Annotated in this window: 18 protein-coding genes; 12 read left to right on the top strand and 6 right to left on the bottom strand. The window is 45.0% G+C overall.

The features are described 5' to 3' along the window. Positions 1-21: 21 nt before the first annotated feature. From FE296_RS24140 to FE296_RS24115, 6 genes are all read left to right on the top strand, one after another. Positions 22-930 (top strand): ABC transporter ATP-binding protein, encoded by a 909-nt coding sequence (locus FE296_RS24140; protein WP_124117026.1) that lies wholly within the window; start codon positions 22-24, stop codon positions 928-930. Then, on the top strand, positions 923-1,714 hold the full coding sequence (locus FE296_RS24135) for an ABC transporter permease (protein ID WP_091015416.1): 792 nt from the start codon (positions 923-925) through the stop codon (positions 1,712-1,714). Before FE296_RS24140 ends, FE296_RS24135 begins: the two co-directional genes overlap by 8 nt. A gap of 177 nt (positions 1,715-1,891) precedes the next feature. Beyond that, positions 1,892-2,965, top strand: coding sequence for an AI-2E family transporter (locus FE296_RS24130; protein ID WP_091015415.1), 1,074 nt, complete (start codon positions 1,892-1,894; stop codon positions 2,963-2,965). 216 nt (positions 2,966-3,181) lie between these two features. Further along, positions 3,182-3,577 (top strand): GntR family transcriptional regulator, encoded by a 396-nt coding sequence (locus FE296_RS24125; RefSeq protein ID WP_150366599.1) that lies wholly within the window; start codon positions 3,182-3,184, stop codon positions 3,575-3,577. A 30-nt stretch (positions 3,578-3,607) separates the two neighbouring features. Next, complete coding sequence (locus FE296_RS24120) at positions 3,608-4,708, top strand: DUF1648 domain-containing protein (RefSeq protein WP_150366598.1); 1,101 nt, start codon at positions 3,608-3,610, stop codon at positions 4,706-4,708. A 58-nt stretch (positions 4,709-4,766) separates the two neighbouring features. Continuing rightward, on the top strand, positions 4,767-6,356 hold the full coding sequence (locus FE296_RS24115) for an alpha/beta hydrolase family protein (protein WP_150366597.1): 1,590 nt from the start codon (positions 4,767-4,769) through the stop codon (positions 6,354-6,356). 125 nt (positions 6,357-6,481) lie between these two features. Here the strand turns inward: FE296_RS24115 and FE296_RS24110 are convergent, their stop codons facing one another. Next, on the bottom strand, positions 6,482-7,840 hold the full coding sequence (locus FE296_RS24110) for a hemolysin family protein (RefSeq protein WP_124117020.1): 1,359 nt from the start codon (positions 7,838-7,840) through the stop codon (positions 6,482-6,484). Positions 7,841-8,216: 376 nt separating this feature from the next. Between FE296_RS24110 and cls the strand changes: the two genes are divergently transcribed. Further along, positions 8,217-9,656, top strand: coding sequence for a cardiolipin synthase (gene cls, locus FE296_RS24105; RefSeq protein WP_047841979.1), 1,440 nt, complete (start codon positions 8,217-8,219; stop codon positions 9,654-9,656). A 347-nt stretch (positions 9,657-10,003) separates the two neighbouring features. After that, positions 10,004-10,915, top strand: coding sequence for a YitT family protein (locus FE296_RS24100; RefSeq protein ID WP_124117018.1), 912 nt, complete (start codon positions 10,004-10,006; stop codon positions 10,913-10,915). Between the two features lie 55 nt (positions 10,916-10,970). Here FE296_RS24100 and ligD read toward each other — a convergent pair whose 3' ends face one another. From ligD to ku, 5 genes are all read right to left on the bottom strand, one after another. Then, positions 10,971-11,861: a non-homologous end-joining DNA ligase gene (gene ligD / locus FE296_RS24095; protein ID WP_150366596.1), complete on the bottom strand. Its 891-nt coding sequence runs from the start codon at positions 11,859-11,861 to the stop codon at positions 10,971-10,973. 40 nt (positions 11,862-11,901) lie between these two features. Beyond that, the gene (locus FE296_RS24090; RefSeq protein ID WP_124117016.1) at positions 11,902-12,852 is read right to left on the bottom strand and encodes an ATP-dependent DNA ligase; all 951 of its coding nucleotides are present in this window, start codon (positions 12,850-12,852) and stop codon (positions 11,902-11,904) included. 53 nt (positions 12,853-12,905) lie between these two features. Further along, on the bottom strand, positions 12,906-14,003 hold the full coding sequence (locus tag FE296_RS24085) for a GerAB/ArcD/ProY family transporter (protein ID WP_190945509.1): 1,098 nt from the start codon (positions 14,001-14,003) through the stop codon (positions 12,906-12,908). A gap of 177 nt (positions 14,004-14,180) precedes the next feature. After that, complete coding sequence (locus FE296_RS24080; RefSeq protein WP_091015400.1) at positions 14,181-15,050, bottom strand: VOC family protein; 870 nt, start codon at positions 15,048-15,050, stop codon at positions 14,181-14,183. A gap of 317 nt (positions 15,051-15,367) precedes the next feature. Further along, positions 15,368-16,282 carry a non-homologous end joining protein Ku gene (gene ku, locus FE296_RS24075; RefSeq protein ID WP_017690092.1) on the bottom strand — a complete coding sequence of 305 codons (915 nt, stop codon included), beginning with the start codon at positions 16,280-16,282 and terminating at the stop codon, positions 15,368-15,370. Between the two features lie 250 nt (positions 16,283-16,532). On the opposite strand from ku, the gene FE296_RS24070 reads away from it, so the two are divergent. The 4 genes from FE296_RS24070 to tsaE all read left to right on the top strand — a co-directional run bounded on the left by FE296_RS24070 (position 16,533) and on the right by tsaE (position 17,759). Next, a complete protein-coding gene (locus tag FE296_RS24070) occupies positions 16,533-16,829 on the top strand; it encodes a hypothetical protein (protein WP_124117014.1) in 297 nt (98 codons plus the stop codon). A 4-nt stretch (positions 16,830-16,833) separates the two neighbouring features. After that, a complete protein-coding gene (locus FE296_RS24065) occupies positions 16,834-17,010 on the top strand; it encodes an H-type small acid-soluble spore protein (protein ID WP_026081228.1) in 177 nt (58 codons plus the stop codon). 108 nt (positions 17,011-17,118) lie between these two features. Then, positions 17,119-17,280, top strand: coding sequence for a hypothetical protein (locus FE296_RS32980; protein ID WP_190945507.1), 162 nt, complete (start codon positions 17,119-17,121; stop codon positions 17,278-17,280). Continuing rightward, on the top strand, positions 17,277-17,759 hold the full coding sequence (gene tsaE / locus FE296_RS24060) for a tRNA (adenosine(37)-N6)-threonylcarbamoyltransferase complex ATPase subunit type 1 TsaE (RefSeq protein WP_017690089.1): 483 nt from the start codon (positions 17,277-17,279) through the stop codon (positions 17,757-17,759). The genes FE296_RS32980 and tsaE overlap by 4 nt, the downstream gene beginning before the upstream one ends. Positions 17,760-17,761: the final 2 nt, after the last annotated feature.

Here is a 17,761-nt window from a genome sequence, read left to right as displayed (position 1 = left end):
GTCCATGAAGGAGGGGATTGAATGCAGCAGGAGCCGGTCGTCCGGATTCAGGGCGTCAGCAAAATCATATCCTCCCGATCATTGGTCAGCGACCTGACTCTGGATATTTCTCCGGGGCAGGTTTTTGGTTTTTTAGGACCTAATGGCGCGGGGAAAACAACAACGATTCGGATGATGGTTGGATTGATGTCCATCAGTAAAGGTGACATTTTCATCTCGGGACACAGTGTGAAGAATGAATTTGAGAAGGCGGTAGCCCAGGTAGGGGCTATTGTGGAAAATCCGGAAATGTACAAGTTTCTGACCGGGTACCAGAATCTTGTTCACTTTGCCCGCATGTCACCTGGAGTTACCAAAGAACGGATTGCGGAAACGATTGAACGTGTGGGGCTTACGGCCCGTATTCACGATAAGGTCAAAACCTATTCACTGGGCATGCGCCAGCGTCTGGGTGTCGCGCAAGCGATATTACATAAACCGAAGCTGCTTGTACTGGATGAGCCGACCAATGGTTTGGACCCGCAGGGTATACGGGAACTGAGAGATTATTTGCGTCAGCTCACCCAAGAGGAAGGTCTTACGGTCTTTGTATCCAGTCATTTATTGTCGGAGATGGAGCTGATGTGTGATACGGTGGCCATCATCCAGAATGGCAAGTTGATTGATGTAAGAAACCTTCGGGCTGAAGCCGGTTCGGATGCATTAATCGAAGTTGCTTTTGAGCTGAATGATGTTGACCGCGCTGCGGATCTGATTCAGGGTGCTGTCGTACAGGGCAATGTCCTGGTGATGCGAGTGTCTCGTGAGCAGATTCCGGATATCAATGCCAAGCTGGTTAGCGAAGGGTTTCAGGTATACGGTATTCGTAACGTGACTCACACCCTGGAAGAACAATTCTTGCAAGTCACTGGGGGTGGAGGCATTGGGTAGTTTTGGTAATCTGATATTGAACGAGAATATGAAAATTTTCCGTCGTCCCCGTACCTGGATCATGTTATCAATTCTGGCGCTGATCTCGCTATTAATGCCAGTGTTACTGCGAGAAGGGATGGGGTCCAATGAAGTTTTGTACTGGGAAGCGGCTGTAACGACCATCCAGATTACGTTTTTCCTGAACACGATCTTCTGTGTTGTGATTGCAGCGGAATCGGTCGCGGGCGAATTTACCTGGGGAACCATTAAGCTATTGCTGATCCGTCCATGGTCACGAAGCAAAGTTCTTGCTTCCAAATATCTGACCGTCGTTGGCTTCAGTATTGTCAGTACATTGCTGGTCATCGTGATGGCCATGCTAACGTCTTATATCCTTTTCTCGCATGATGCTCCGGGAGGAAGCAGTAGTCCGGCTACGAATGCTCTGACGTTATGGGGATATTTGTACGTTGATCTGTTCATTACACTTGCGATTGCCTTTATGGTGTCCTCCGTATTTCGTTCAGGTGCACTTGCGATTGGATTATCCCTGTTCATTATGTTCTCACAGAGTATCTTCTCACTCATATTCAATCCGGTCCGTTATGAGTGGGCCAAGTATGTTCTATTCAACAACATGGATCTCAGCAAATACATGACCTCCGGGGCGGATTTTGCGCTAATGGGTGGTCCAAGTGCAGGAATGACACTGGGTTTCTCCATTGCAGTTCTGGCGGTGTATTACGTTATTTTCATGGTGATTTCCTGGGTTGTATTCAGCAAAAGAGATGTGGCAGGCTAACGCCTGCTTCTTTTTTTTGCTCCAATGCTGTTTTGGAAAGAAAAAAAAGTGTATATTCAGCATCGCCTGTGGCATGACTGTCATTTAAGGGTACTTAGTATCATAAGTAAATGACTAGATATACATATGAACGCCGCAGTCACTTTGGCAGAGCAGCGCATGGAGGGATCATGTTTCTTGATAAATAACAAGTTCTACCGCATATGCACAGCGATTATTCTGCTGCTGCTCATCGTGTATCTGGGGGAAAAAGTGAACTTTATTTTCAGCCCCCTGACCTCACTGATTCACATCATCATCATTCCGCTGCTGATTGCTGGTTTCTTCTATTATCTGCTGCGCCCGCTCGTCGATTATATGGAAAGGCATAAGATCAAGCGTGCATTGTCAGTTCTGATTATTTATGTCGTAATTGCATTAATACTTGCAGGTTTTAGTGTGCTCGTATGGCCTTCCCTGCGTGAACAATTGATGAATTTTGTGGAGAATGCTCCAGCGTTGGTTACTTCACTCAGCGATCAGTTGAATGCACTTGAAAAGAGCAATTTTGTATCCAGATACCTGCCTGATGATTCCAATCTATTCTCACGATTATCCGATGTTCTGAGCCAAGGGATCACGCAGGTAACCGATTATGTCTCCGGGTTATTCTCCGTGGTATCCAATCTGGTTATTATTCTGGCAACGTTCCCGATCATGTTGTATTACATGCTCAAGGAAGGCAGCAAGTTTGGAACGAATCTAACCTTATTATTGCCAAGACATTATCGGAAGGATGGGGAAGAGACCGTCCATGAGATCGATGAAGCACTAAGCAACTATATTGTTGGGCGGGTTATTGTTAATGTAGCCCTGGGGATTCTGATGTATATCGGTTTTCTCATCTTAGGTTTGCCTTACGCTTTGCTGCTGACTGTTGTATCGATTATTCTGAACTTCATCCCTTATGTGGGTGCTTTGCTGGCAGCTATCCCGGTTGTCATTGTTGCGTTTATCGAATCACCTTCGATGGCGATCTGGTCCCTGGTCATCATTGTAATCGCACAGCAAATTCAGGATAACCTGATCTCACCTTATGTCTATGGCAAGCAGCTTGATATTCATCCACTGACTACCGTTATCCTTTTGCTCGTGGGTGCTGACCTGGGGAATATCTTGGGTATGATCATCGTGATTCCCCTATATATGATTCTGAAAATTATAGTTCGCAAAATCCATTATCGGATTGTCGAAGATAAGACTGAAACTTAAATGGAATTTGAAATACAACGCTGTCATGTGCCACTATTAATGTTTGTTATTGAATCACATCGATAAGCTCAACAGTATAAGCCGCATATCAATGGTGAAGGGTCAGGTAAGTTTGCCCTCGCCATTGGTGTGCGGCTTTTTTTCATCCATATTGCTCACTCATGTTATATCTGTTATACTTGGTATATAACAGATAACAAAAAAGAAGGTGAACCCTTGATTATTCAACTGGATATGCAATCCGAACTTCCCATCTATTCGCAACTTGTTTATCAAATTATTGAAGGCATTGCTAGTGGTGAGTTACAGCTAGGTGAGGCGTTACCATCGGTTCGGAATTTGGCCGCAGATATCGGTGTTAACCTTCACACCGTCAACAAGGCTTACACACTACTCAAGCAAGATGGATACATTCTGGTTCATAGACAAAAGGGAGTTGTAGTGAACCCTGATGGAATGCCTGGTTTAACGGATGATTTTTTGAAAAAGCAGGAAAGAGAATTAAGACCGATTATTGCGGAAGCGATCTGTCGCGGAATGACCAAAGAGGAACTATCTGCAGTGTTAGACCAAATGTATGATGATGTGAAGATGGGTCACAACAAAGAATAAAGAATAACGAATCAAGGGAGTGTGTTATGTATGCAACTATTTAGTATATTGCCTATCATTTTAATCTTTGCTCCATTAGCCTTACTGCTATCCTTTGCACCTTATGTGACAAGGGAAACAATCAGCTTTGGGGTTACGGTAAGTCAATATAATTACTACACACCGGTATTACGTAAGCTCCGGAGAACGTTTGCTACAGTAAGTCTGATCGGAAACGGGTTGATTATTCTTACCTGTCTGTATATACTCCGATCTGCCAATGAAGAGTCTACCACAATGATCACCGGTGTTTGCACAATGATATTCATTGTGTACTGGGCCGCACTACACATCTTATTTCATTTCAAGATGAAAAAGATAAAAGAAACACTTACAACTGTAGAAGTACCTCAAAGGGTTAAAATCGATACCACCTTCCGCCAAAATAAACTCACCTATTCCAACTATTGGTTTCTCGTTCACATAGCTATTATTGTAGCCATTGCGATCATTACAATCTTGAATTATAACGCACTACCTAACGTCATTCCGATGAAATATGATCTTCAGGGCAATGTCACTTCCAGTGTGCCCAAAACCTACCTTTCAGTATTGGCTATTAACCTTGTACAGCTAGGAATCATTGCACTGATGATGTTGGTGAACTGGAGTATTAAATCAAGCAAACAACAGCTTACTCCATCTAATCCTGCCCAATTTGCTGCTGATCATATCCGATTCCGCCGTAAGTGGTCCCTATTTACGATCATAACAGGCTTGCTTCTTACCATCTTATTTGCCTTCATTCAGATAAATATGTTCGTTCCTAATCAGGTCTTGTTAACAGCGATTAGTCTGATCACCTCAGTGGCGATCTTATTAGGCGCTATATTGCTGTCGCTTACAGGCAGACAAGGCGGTGGAAAAATTAGGAACCATCAGGAGGATCACGAACGGTCCAAGGAGCAGCCTGTGAATGACGATGATTATTGGAAACTTGGTTTTATTTACTTCAATCCCAAAGATCCTTCTTTTACCGTAGAAAAACGTTATGGAATAGGTTGGACGATTAACTTCGCTCGTCCACTATCTTGGGTCCTAGTGTTATTCATTATTGCTATTGTTGTTTTAAGCAGAGTTCTGAGCCAATAAATGCTCATAATTCTATGCATTTAATAGATGAAATTAATTATTAGGAGGAGTTATTACAATGAACAATTGGAAAAAACTATTACTTTCTCTTACTTTTATAGGTCTCATCCTTCCGGTGACATCCATCTCAGAAGCTGCTGAAAAATCCGCTGGTAGTGAAAATATTGTTCCTATTCGTGAGATTGCAGAACAGAATGGGGCAGAGGTATCTTGGCAACAACAAACAGGACAGATCACAATACGAAAAAGCGAGCTTACGATTGTAGTTAAGGTAGGAGAGAAACAGGCGATTGTGAATGGGCAAGTCATCCCCTTAGACAATCCTGTTCAGTTAACGAAAGGAGTTACCTATATGGATGGGGCGTTTCTTACCGAGACGCTGAAGGCAGCACCTGAGGACATATTCATTTCACTTATTAGTGAGGGCGATGGTCAGGAGGCTGCCAAGTATGTTCATACCTCTGTGAGTGGAGTGTTGTCACCCACGTTGTTGAGTCAGCTGTGGGGAGCTTTAGAAGGACAAAATGGCAAAATTACAAGTGAAGCCATAGCTAAGCATGTAGAAGATAATACAGTGCATCGCAATGTTACCTATACGTTCAAAACAGAGCTGACTCGTATAAATATTACGGTCAGAATGAATCATAACGGACTTGTGGATGATTTGCATATTGCCGCCGCTACGCCAGATGTGTATCAAAAACCAAGCTACGACGACCCATCTGCCTATACAGAACAAGACATTACGGTTGGTAAGGGGGATCTAGCTTTACCAGGGACATTAACTTTGCCCAAGGGTGAGGGACCTTTCCCAGTTGTTATTCTGGTACACGGATCTGGGCCTAGCAATCAAGATGCTGCCATTGGTGGTGCAAAGCCGTTTCGTGATCTTGCAGTAGGTTTAGCTTCACAAGGAGTTGCAGTATTAAGATACGATAAGGTCACGTATGAGCATACCTATAAGGTGGCTTCTCAGCCTAAATTCACATTAAAAAAAGAGAGCGTAGATCAGGTAAACGATGCAGTGGAATTGCTTAAAAAGAATGCACATATTGATTCTACAGCGATTTTTGTAGCTGGACATAGTCAAGGCGGGTTTGCAATGCCGTTAATCATTGCTGAGGATAAGCAACATGATATTGCAGGAAGTATTCTACTTGCTGCACCAAGTAGTAGCTTTGTGGATGTGCTTACCGAGCAGCAGGACGAATTGGTAGAGCGGATGAAGCAGCTTGGTTTAGACACGGATGTCATTCAAGGGCAAGCTGATTTTTATAAAAATGTGGCTGCGATGGTTAAAGATCCAAAATATTCTGTAGATCATCTTCCTGAGGCGTTTCCACTTCAACCTGCTTATTGGTGGTTTGAGCAAAGAGATTATGTGCCTGCGGAACTGGCTAAAACACAAAATACACCTATGCTTGTTATACAAGGCGAAAACGATGTGCAAGTGTCTATGAATCAATTCCAAACCTGGAAATCGTCTCTTCAAGGTCATTCCAATGTAACGTACAATAGCTATCCAAAGGTAAATCATCTTTTATCCAACTATGATGGACTTTCAATCGGTCAAGAGTACGCTGAGCCATCTAATGTCTCCAAAGCCATTATCGATGATATTGCGAAGTGGGTATTAAAATCAAACTAAAAACGGGAGTTCCATTCTTGGGTTGAATGATAACTTGGAGAAGTGACGGATAGGGCGAGATAGAATAAGAAGAGGAGCACTTGCCAAAATAGGCAAGTGCTCCTCTTCTTATTTATAAATTTGCTTTATTTAGACCAATTGGACTCTTTCTCGTCTTCATCGGTATAATCAGACATGGTCAGTGGTTCCTTGGGAACAACGGCCACTTTGTAGAACCGATTTTTGTCTTTTTCCAGCAAAACAAAGATTAGATTCTCGAACTCATATTCTTCCTGTTCATTCATCTCGGGACGGTGGCTGTAGAGCCATCCACCAATGGTGTCCCACTCATCTGCATCCAGGCTGGACATAAACATGTCGTTCACCTTCGATAAGGAAACCTTGCCATCCATAATGACATAGTTCTCATTGATGACTTGAATATCTTCCACTTCGTCTGCGTCGAACTCGTCGCGAATCTCACCAACAATCTGCTCAAGTACATCCTCGATGGTTACAATTCCGGAAGTTCCTCCATATTCGTCGACAAGTACGGCGATATGTACGCCATCCTTCTGCATTTTCTTGAGCAAGTCCTTCACAGGAGTTGTTTCGTGAACAGCCGATACAGGCTGAATCAGGGAGGATAGATCAACAGGTTCATCGTTTCCGTAAAGTTCCAGGAAGAATTGTTTCGTATTAATGATACCGATGATATCGTCTTTACTCTCATTCACTACTGGAAAACGTGTATATTGTTCTTCACGAATGATCTCCAGGTTTTCCTCGTTTGTTCTATTCACATAAAGGCAGACCATATCGGTCCGGGGTACCATGATTTCTTTGGCTAACATTTCATCAAAAGCAAAGATCCGGCTTACATAACCGAATTCGGCTTGGTTGATTTTACCACTTTCAAAACTTTCATTAATGATGATCTGCAACTCTTCTTCGGAGTGTGCATCTTCATGTTCAGAAGCCGGTTTGATTCCGAACAGTTTCACCAGTTGGTTCGCTGAGCCGTTTAACAGCCAGATAAAAGGATACATAATTCGGTTAAACCAGATGATAGGTGTAGACGTCAGCAGTGCAACAGTCTCGGCTTTCCGGATTGCAATTGTTTTTGGAGCGAGTTCACCAACCACAACATGCAGATACGTGATGGAAGCAAACGCGATTACAAACGATAAGAATGAAGAAACCGCCTCAGGAATTTGCATACTTTCGAACACAGGGTGGAGAATTTTCTCTACCGTTGGTTCACCCAGCCAGCCCAGTCCCAGAGATGTGATCGTGATTCCAAGCTGGCAGGCGGACAAATAACCATCCAGATTGGCAACGGCTTGTTTAACAGCCAGCGCACGCTTGTTTCCTTCTGCAATCATTTGGTCGATCCGGCTCGGTCTAACCCGTACCAGAGCGAATTCCACTGCGACAAAAAACGCCGAAAGTCCTATCAAAAAAGCAACCATTACTAAATTTAACGCATACCTCTCACTTTCCATTCACTGCTCTTCTCCTTTAGGTAATAAGTTTTTAACGATTATTATATCTAATTTTACGTAAGAAGACCACCTCCCGACAAAGAAATGAGGAAGAGTCTGGAAAGTAAAATGAGCAGATTGGTGTCACAATGCGAATCTGTTCCATCATTAAACTGATATGTAGAAGGTAACACAGTCAGAATATACAATGAACAAAGTAGAATTTTGAATTTCCAGAATCAAGTGTTCCGTCTGCTTATGTAAAGTTTTATCTAAGCAAACGTTACGAATAGGGGGTACATTGGGTATCTATGATTAGCTGTATACATAATCGTCAAAGCTGTGTAGGTGAGAGAAGGGCAAGGCCATAAAGCTTGCCACTTGAGGAGGAAGCCGAATGTTCTGGCTGGTCATTATATTACTCGTATTTATTTTCCAGGCAGCCACAATTCTTTTGCTGGAATTTCGTAATCCGGCTAAAGCTGTGGCTTGGCTGTTTATTTTGTTCTGTGTGCCTTTGATCGGTTTTGTAGTGTACTATTTCGTGGCGCAGGATTATAACAAACGAAAAAAACTTCGCAAGGGTGGATCGCGGATCTTCCGTGAAATGAAGGAAACAATTTGGGAACAAGCCCACATCATTGGAGATGTCGAACAGATGCCTGGTGATCGTTTCAGCCACCAGCATCGATTGTTTAACCTGTTATCCCATCTGTCGGAGAGCCCGATTACAGGTTGTAACCACAGTACGGTGCTCACAAATGGTGAAGAGGCATTTGCGGCAATGCTGAGGGAAATGGAAAAAGCAAAGCACCATCTGCATGTGGAATTTTACATTTTCCGTGATGATGTAATCAGTACGAAGTTTCAGGATGTCATGATTCGTAAGGCACAGGAGGGCGTGAAGGTTCGGTTTATTTGTGACGGTCTCGGCAGTCACAAGATGAGCTGGAGTTTTATCCGCAAACTGCAGGATGCAGGTGTGGAGTTTCATTATTTTCTACCGCCACTGATTGCAACGATTGACCGAAGAGTCAACTACCGGAATCACCGTAAAATTGTCGTTGTGGATGGACAAGTTGGCTTCGTGGGTGGCATTAATGTAGGCGATGATTACCTTGGACAATATCCAGAGGTGGGTTTCTGGCGGGATACACATGTGCAGATCGAGGGAGATGCCGTGTACTTCCTGCAAAGTACGTTCCTTAACGACTGGAAATTGGCTTCCGGTGAGCGAATTACCGAACCCCAGCTTGCGGAATTGTTTCCACCTCATATCTGTAGCGGGGAAGAACGAATTCAGATTCTGGCCAGTGGGCCGGATCAGGACTGGGATGCCATTCAGGAAATGTGTTTTGGGGCCATTTCGGTAGCCTGTGACCGGATTTACATTACAACACCATATTTTATTCCTGATCCTGCTCTGTATGAGGCACTCAAAACAGCTGCTGTCAGTGGCGTTGATGTGAAAATTATCATTCCATATCAATCCGATTCAAAGCTTGTTCATTTGGCATCCCTTTCATATGTAGAGGAACTTCTGCGAGCAGGTGTTGAGTTCTTCCAATATCGCAAAGGTTTTGTACATGCCAAAGTGATGATTGTGGATGAGTTGCTTGCAACGGTAGGCACGGCCAATATGGATATGCGCAGTTTTTTTTGCAATTTTGAGTTAACGGCTGTCCTGTTCGAGTCCTCTCCGATTCGTCGTTTGATCACTGACTTTGAACGTGATCTCGGGGAATGCAGTCAGATCGATGGTGAGGTATTTCAGAAGCGTTCACGACGGCAAAAAGGCGCAGAAATGCTTTCTCGGATGCTTTCTCCGCTTCTTTAGCCGATTTAGGGCAGATTTCTGAAGATAAGTTCACTTTTTGTGAATTTATCTTCTTTTTGCTGAGTATTTTGCGCAAATTTGATCTTTTATGATATAATAGATATATAAATCATGTCTTGGCGAAGGAGGGGAGTCTGCGGGAAAACAGGCTCCCTTTTGCTCTCTTTTGAAGTGCAAACCGGGATGAATAACATTTTGAATCCATTTTATATCGCCTTTAGATGCTTGCGCTGTATAGCCAGGGTACATATAGAACGCAGTTTGCTGTTCTCCATATGTAGATTCACCCTGAGTATTTAAATGATTTATAAAATGGATTCACACACTGATTTAACGGGGGGGATACCATGTCCAATGTAACGGTGAAAGAACTAACAGCCAAGCAAGCTGACCGCGGGGTCAAAAGCTCGGTGTTTACATTAAAGCTGCTGCAACGTATTGTGATGATTCTGATCGGTGCTGCACTAATGGCTGTATCGCTTGAAGTGTTTCTCGTACCGAATGGTGTTATTGATGGTGGGATTACGGGGATTTCAATTATGGTGTCAGAACTTACACATCTGCCACTCGGAGTATTCCTGACCTTGCTCAACTTGCCTTTCCTGATTCTGGGTTACAAGCAGATTGGTAAAACATTTGCATTATCCACACTACTGGGGATCGTGGTCATGTCCATCGGGACATCATTATTGCACCGTGTTCCTGCATTAACGCCGGGTGAGCCTTTGCTCGGAGCTGTATTTGGCGGATTGATCCTGGGTGTGGGTGTTGGACTTGTCATTCGGTCTGGCGGTTCACTGGATGGTACGGAGATTGTGGCCATCTTGCTTAGTGAGAAGTCACCTTTGTCTGTAGGACAGATCGTATTATTCATTAACGTGTTTATTTTCGCAGGTGCAGGATTTGTATTCGGTTGGCCGAATGCCCTGTATTCCATGATTGCATATTATATTGCGATGAAGATGATCGATATTGTGAATGAAGGACTTGACCAGTCCAAATCGGTATGGATCATTAGTGAGAAATATCGTGATATTGGTTCAGCCCTGACAGACCGTCTCGGTCGGGGTGTAACTTTCCTGGATGGAGAGGGCGGATTCAGCGGGGATGAGAAGAAGATTATTTTCGTTGTAATCACCCGGTTGGAAGAAGCCAAGCTCAAGTCCATCGTTGAAGACTGGGACCCGCAAGCCTTTGTGGCGATCGGTAACATTCATGACGTGAAGGGCGGACGTTTCAAGAAAAAAGGTATCCATTAGCGATTGATATATACATGAATGATAATAGCCGACACCCTTGTGATGAGGGAGTCGGCTATTTTTTCTTCAAATGTTTGAGAATGTGTTCAACCGGTTGGGGTTCAACAGCTGCGATTAAATCACCGGTTTTGTTCAAGCGTTCAATAATGTTCATCAGATGATAATCCTGGATGGAGACGTTGCTTCGAACCTCATCCCAGGTAAGGGGTGTAGAGACAGTGGCGCCAGATTTGGCACGAGGTGTATAGGGAGCGGCAAGGGTTTTGCCTCCATAATGCTGGAGATAGTCAAAATAAATGCGGTCTCCTCGGTCCTTTTTAAGTCGTTCCAGTGTGAACAGATCCGGGTGCTTCTGAGTGACATATTTGCCTACAAAATAACCAACCTCTCTCAATTCATCAAAGGTTACCCCTTGGATAATCGGAACGATGATCTGAACTCCTGTTGCGCCCGAAGTTTTGGGAATGGACCTCAAACCAAGGGAAGTCAGGGTTTCGCCAACGATGAGTGCAGCTTGCATAATCCGGGGTTCATGTTCCTGAGAGGGGTCCAGATCAATCATCCATTCACTGGGCAGATGGCTTCCCACAGTATGCAGAGAAGGATGAAATTCAAGTGCAGCCAGATTGCCAAGCCATAACAATTCGGGAAGTCCATTCATGACCACATAGCGGATGCCGTCGTGAACTTCAGTGTGCACATAATCTGGGACAGGCTCAGGGGCATTCTTTTGATAGAAAAATGTTCCTCCAGCGCCGTGGGGATATCTTATCGTGGTGAGAAGTCGATTGCTCGTATACGTGAGCAGATAAGGAGCCAGAGCGGCCAGCTTTTGCAGATAGATGGCTTTGGTAACACCCGCATCCGGCCATAACAACTTGTCCGGGTTTGTGACCGTCAGTTCTGTGCCTTCTATTATGATGGTTCCCTGGATCTTGGGGGCCATATGGAATACCTCCTATATGTGTAATCAATCTTGGACTGACTCATTGAAGAAGCTGGTTCGCCAGACAATCCTCACGGGTTACCTCTGCGAAGGTCTGAATACTGGGATGGCGTAGAGTGTTATGGTGAGTCAGCTCCATATACTGCACTTTGACTCCTATTCGTGGTTCCACCCAGGTGGTCTCTGCACTGCGCTCGGGTACATTATTGAACGGTCTGTCCTGCCTGATCAGAGGCTCGACTTGATGTGTGAGTTCCCGCCACGTATTGGAGTTCAGCTTGCCAGTCCCGACATGACCAATATAGACAAAATCAGGCCCATCATATACACCGACCGCGACGGCATTCACAATACCGCTCCGGTACGTGACTCCCCCGATCATGGCATATACATCATGCATGATTTTGACCTTCTGCCAGCGCTGATCCTTGCCCTGTATGCCATAACTGCTGGTGAGATCCTTGCAGACAATGCCTTCCATCTGATGTTGTCTCATGACCGTAAGCAGGGAAGCGGCATCAAGCGTATTGGTGACCTCCTGAACATGGGGAGCGGTGTTAAGGACCTCGTGCAACAGGCGCTGTCGATCTGCCAAAGGCTGATCCGTCACCCATTTCCCCTCATAAAACAGGATATCAAATACCATATATGTGACCGGAATCTGATGTATGGCTTGGGCGATACCTTCGGGTCTGCTCATCCGATCCCGCCGCAGAACATGATAAAACGAAGGTTTTCCGGTGTCGGGGTCCAGTGCAATAACTTCCCCATCCAAAATATAAGAGGAGCCTGAACACAGATTGCGTGGTGTTACCAGCTCGGGATACTGTGCGGTTCGATCATGTAATCTGCGATTCACCAGGCGCAGCTCATGCCCGTCCTCATAGGCAAGCATGCGGACTCCATCCCACTTGACCTGGGCAATCCATTGCGGCCCTGTGGGCAAAGTATCTCTGGAGATGGGTTCGAATGGAATCAACGGTTTGAACATGGGGAACTCCTTCCTCGATCTAACCAATTAGCGTAGGTTAATTCGGAATTTAGTTATATTTTTTGAAAACGGGACTTCATATGATGCACCAGAATGAGCAGTAACGGAAGTGCTATGCCACAGGTCAGATCCCAATCAATCCAATAGGGAATAACGACCTTGAGATAAAAGTTCTCGTTCGGAGAGATTAGAATAGACATGGCGAGAATAAGCATGGCACCAGGCAGGATCAGAGAACGGTGACTGGACAAGCGAAACAGGTGGGCGACGCCCAGGACAAAACCGTAGAAGAACAGAGCGGCTTTGAAGAAAACAGCGATAATCCAGACCGATGCTATGAAGGCTTCGATGCGTTGCACAAAGTTTCCGATATTGATCTTCTGTGAAAGGTTGAATGAAGCGAACCAGTGATGCTGGGTCATCCATGGTCCCATTACGAGCAGACACATACTTAGCGTCAGTGTGAGTAACAATCCGCCAATCATCCCTGCTAACAGGACGTCCTTCTCCAGATGGGGCTCATTTTTTGTGTAGGGAAAAAGCATCATGAAGATGCATAACTCACAGTAGGGATATGTGAGTACAGCAACAAAACCTTTGAATGGATCAAGAAATCCTTGTGCAAGCACAGGTTGGATGTTAGCTAAATGTATATGGGGGATTAGACACACCGTCAGAATAAGCAGAAACAACACGATCAGAGGAAGAAAGACCTCAGCAGTTTTACCAATGCTCTCCAGGCCCGACAGAAGCCCCCAGACAAGTGCACACATAAAAACCAAATGCAGAATCAGTAATGGAGATTCCGGCAAGATCTGGGTAGACATAAAATCGCCAATCTCCCTAATGAACGTTGAGGTACTGATCAGGAAATAAAAAATATAAAAAGAGCCAAACAGGGTCCCGATCCAGGGTCCCAGTGTTCGAAGGGCATTTTGAATCAGATTTAACCGGGGATGCAGTTTGTAGGCAACAAGCATAATGAAGAGTATGCCAAGACCCCCTGCGACTCCCAACAAGGCTGATAACCAGGCATCCTGATGAGCGTAGGATGTGATCATGGAAGGGAAGATCAGAATTTGCTCCCCAATTGTGCACAGGAACATGAGTGAAGCGAGCTGCCTAACAGTCAAACGTCCCTTTTCGATCATGAGGTATCTCCTTAACATATCTTGTCTATGTATTGGTTAGAATGCACCAATTGTGCCAGTTTTATAAAAGCCAACTCAAAAAGCCCGTGCAGCCGATCTCTCTGTGATGTAGAGAAATCAGTTACCCGGGCTTAATAAAATGAGGTTAAGCAAACATATTGTAACACTTAAACAAAATCAGTTCGCAGTTGTCAGACGTATACGAATATTTTGTGGATCTACCGTAAACCAGGTACCCTCCACTTGTGTAACGACTGCGCCGGATTGACGCAATTGTTCAAGTGCTTGTTCCACGTGATCCTTTGTGGCGTACACAATGGTGAAGTAGTCAATTCCTGTAGCGTTATCTGGATTAACAGGTGCATTCACTCCTGCCCAGATATTCAATCCCAGATGATGATGATAGCCGCCTGCGGATACAAATAGTGCTGACATGTTGGCGAAGTTACCCACGATATCGAAACCGAGTACGCCAGTGTAGAAGTTGCGGGCTTCTTCCAGGCTGCGGACGTGGAAATGTACGTGACCAATAACGGTGCCAGCAGGCAGACCCTGCCAAGGTTCATTCTCCGATATGGCAAACAGGCTTTCCACATCAACAGGATCACTTGCCATCACGTAGTTATTGTCGCTATCCCTTTTCCAGGTATCACGTGCACGGTCGGCGTAGATCTCAATCCCGTTCTGATCGGGATCTGAGATATAGAAGGCTTCGCTGACCAAGTGATCGCCTTGGCCGATATCGATACCGGATGCAGCCAGATTACGAAGAGCAAGACCCAGGGACTTACGGTCAGGTAGCAGGATGGCGAAATGGTACAAGCCAGCGTGTGAGCGTTCCGGCAGGGTAATTCCATCCGTGAGCTCTTCCAATCGCAGCAGGGACTGTTTTCCGTCGGCTGTCAACGTGGCCACTTTGCCACTCCGCTCAAGTAATTTCAATCCAACCACATCGGTATAGAACTTAATCGAACGATCCAGGTTCATAATTCGGAGACTCACTTCACCCAGATGGGTTGTGGCAGGGATTTGATACGTTGTATTCATGATTGTTTCCTCCTGATCATAGATAATATGGATTCTCGTTTAATTTTGTATATGCGTTGAAAACGGATTATTTAATTGAATACTGTTAAAGCAGAATTACAGCGTGACTGTATATTCATAAATAAGTTACTTTTCATAAGTTAATATAAAATATAAATCGGCTTTCGTCAATCGCATTTTGCAATTATAGCTGGAGTGTGATTGACAAGAACTGTTTCAATAGTTCTGTAAAACAAAAAAATCCGACTGTGAAGCCGGATCAGAGTAAACCTCATTACATGAGTTATATAACGGAATCGGTCTTGCCGTAGCGGCATTCAAACTTTTGGTTTGGGTGTCGCCTTTTTTCTTTTGGCTGGTGCAGCAGGTGTATCGGATTCTCCTCCGGCAACCGCTTGAGCAGGCGTTTTTCGTGGCGCACGTTTCTTAGGCTTAGCCGTTGTTGTCCCAGGGTCAGCCGGAATAGGCTTCACGGCCTCGATACTTGCCTGCAAGGCAGCCATCAAATCCATCACATTGGCTTCAGGTTTGGCTGGAGCAATCTTGATTTCTTCGCCCGCCACTTTGTGCTGGATAAGATCCAGCAGTTTGCTACGATAGTCATCGGTGTATTTACCGGGTTCAAAAGGCGTGGACAATTGATCAATCAGCAACTTTGCCATCGTGAGTTCCTTTTCATTCACGTTCTGCACTTCCGGCAAGTTGGGCACCTGGGAGACAGGACGAATCTCGTCCGGATAGAAAATCGTCTCCATAGAGAGGCAATCTTCCAGCACACGTATGGCAGCCAGACTGCTCTTCGAGCGAATGGAGATTTTGGCGATGCCAATTTTGCCGGTATCCCGCATGGCGTTCATCAAGAGCTGGTAGGCATTTCCCCCAGCCTGATCGGGCGATAGGTAATATGTTTTCTGAAAATAGATCGGATCAATCTCAGTCAAGTCGACAAAATCCAGTATGGTAATGGTTTTGCTGGTGGAATCATTTAATGCTTCCAATTCATCTTTCTCGAAGAGAACAAACTTTCCCTTTTCATATTCATAGCCTTTGGTGATCTCTTCCCACTTCACGTCCACTTCACAGGAGGGACATTGACGAACATAAGCGAGCGGGCTGCCGCAGACTTTATGGATATAGCGCATCGAGATGTCTTTGTCTTCGGTAGCCGAGAACATTTTGACAGGTACATGCACAAGGCCAAAACTGATTGCACCTTTCCAGACGGTATGCATAGGTCGGCTCCTTTCGAAAGGTTGTTCAAAAATTCCGCTTTCTCGGTATTGAAAACCAGACTTTTTGAACACGGATTTATATTCAATAGTATGGGCATCTGGTGCGAGGGATAATCGTCTTGTAGACGAACGAATTCGTATGGTTCGGCGATACTCGGGGATGATAACAGAAACATGCTTGGATTCCGACAGAAAGATGAGCATGGAATAGGTAGTTATTCTCGCAGCACATATGCCGGGAGGTGCAATATTGAAAAACAGACGTGATGAGGAAGAAGCACACAAGCATGCATTTTCTCCATATCCTCTTGCCAAAGCCGAAAGTGCTGAAGAATTCTATACACCTGCTACAGCTGTAGACTGGGAAGCGGTCACTTCGGAAGAATTGCCCCTTGATCGGGAGTCGTTCATGCTCGACATTGACCGGATGGTGAATGAAGGGTTAGGCGGGGGGCAGGTTACGGAAGATAACGGTTATATTGGTGATAGCACAACAGACACCATGATTAGGGAAGACCACGAAGATCCGGAAGGGGAGTATGAATAAAATGATGGATGCAAAACGCGCTAAAGCGATCTATGATTCGAAGGATACCATTGCCGTTACATTGGAGGGAGATCCAGTCTGGATCGAGAATGTGGATGAAGCCAATGGCATGGCAACCGTTCAGGTTGGCAGCAGGCCGGGAAATACCCAGACGGTTCGTGTGGATCGTTTGGAGGAGTAGATACAAGTAGCATATAGTTATTGAGGCGTTCGAGAATGAATAAAAGCTGAAATATATGCATAACATGGCCGGTACCGAGAGGTGCCGGTTTTTGGTTTTTCCTAATAGGTGTCTGAAACTTCGAAGGAAGCGAGTTATGAGACAGGTCTAATAATGCATGTTGTATTTCCGCTTGCCTCCTTGGATGTTGCGGGGGAAGAAAGGGACCGATATAATAAGGTTCAAAGTGAACTCAGGCGGCTGGACCGCCAAAGGTGGGGCGAATATTGAATCAGACGCACGAGCAGTGGGTGTATCAATCCCATGGCATTGCAGATACAGAAGCACTCGCTTCCGCACTTGCCAGACAGGCAAACGCCGGCATGGTGATTGCTTTGGATGGTGATCTGGGCGCGGGAAAAACGGCATTTTCACAGAAATTTGCCTGGCATTTAGGTGTACGTGATGTGGTAAGCAGTCCCACTTTCACGCTAATCAAGGAGTACGAAGGGCGTCTGCCTTTATATCACATGGATGTATATCGCATATCGCTGGAAGAAGCGGATGAGCTTGGACTTGATGAATATTTCTATGGAGCCGGAGTCAGTCTGGTGGAGTGGTCGAGTATCATTCCCGAATTGCTGCCGCAAGAGCACTTGCATGTGCAGATTGAAACAACGGGCCTGGAGGATCGAACGATTACACTGGATGGGTACGGCGAGACTTATGCAGCCATGTGCCGACAGTTCAGACAGAATGGGGTCAAATGATG

Origin of the sequence: Paenibacillus sp. UASWS1643 (assembly GCF_008693195.1) — a bacterium.
In the GTDB taxonomy this organism is placed as follows: domain Bacteria; phylum Bacillota; class Bacilli; order Paenibacillales; family Paenibacillaceae; genus Paenibacillus; species Paenibacillus amylolyticus_B.
This window is presented reverse-complemented; position numbering and strand designations above follow the sequence as displayed.

Bases quoted from the DNA above. Each gene is read 5' to 3' on its own strand.
- FE296_RS24140 (WP_124117026.1), top strand. From the start codon at position 22: ATGCAGCAGGAGCCGGTCGTCCGGATTCAGGGCGTCAGCAAAATCATA.
- FE296_RS24120 (WP_150366598.1), top strand. From the start codon at position 3,608: ATGCAACTATTTAGTATATTGCCTATCATTTTAATCTTTGCTCCATTA.
- FE296_RS24115 (WP_150366597.1), top strand. From the start codon at position 4,767: ATGAACAATTGGAAAAAACTATTACTTTCTCTTACTTTTATAGGTCTC.
- FE296_RS24110 (WP_124117020.1), bottom strand. From the start codon at position 7,840: ATGGAAAGTGAGAGGTATGCGTTAAATTTAGTAATGGTTGCTTTTTTG.
- cls (WP_047841979.1), top strand. From the start codon at position 8,217: ATGTTCTGGCTGGTCATTATATTACTCGTATTTATTTTCCAGGCAGCC.
- FE296_RS24100 (WP_124117018.1), top strand. From the start codon at position 10,004: ATGTCCAATGTAACGGTGAAAGAACTAACAGCCAAGCAAGCTGACCGC.
- ligD (WP_150366596.1), bottom strand. From the start codon at position 11,861: ATGGCCCCCAAGATCCAGGGAACCATCATAATAGAAGGCACAGAACTG.
- FE296_RS24090 (WP_124117016.1), bottom strand. From the start codon at position 12,852: ATGTTCAAACCGTTGATTCCATTCGAACCCATCTCCAGAGATACTTTG.
- FE296_RS24085 (WP_190945509.1), bottom strand. From the start codon at position 14,003: ATGATCGAAAAGGGACGTTTGACTGTTAGGCAGCTCGCTTCACTCATG.
- FE296_RS24080 (WP_091015400.1), bottom strand. From the start codon at position 15,050: ATGAATACAACGTATCAAATCCCTGCCACAACCCATCTGGGTGAAGTG.
- ku (WP_017690092.1), bottom strand. From the start codon at position 16,282: ATGCATACCGTCTGGAAAGGTGCAATCAGTTTTGGCCTTGTGCATGTA.
- FE296_RS24065 (WP_026081228.1), top strand. From the start codon at position 16,834: ATGGATGCAAAACGCGCTAAAGCGATCTATGATTCGAAGGATACCATT.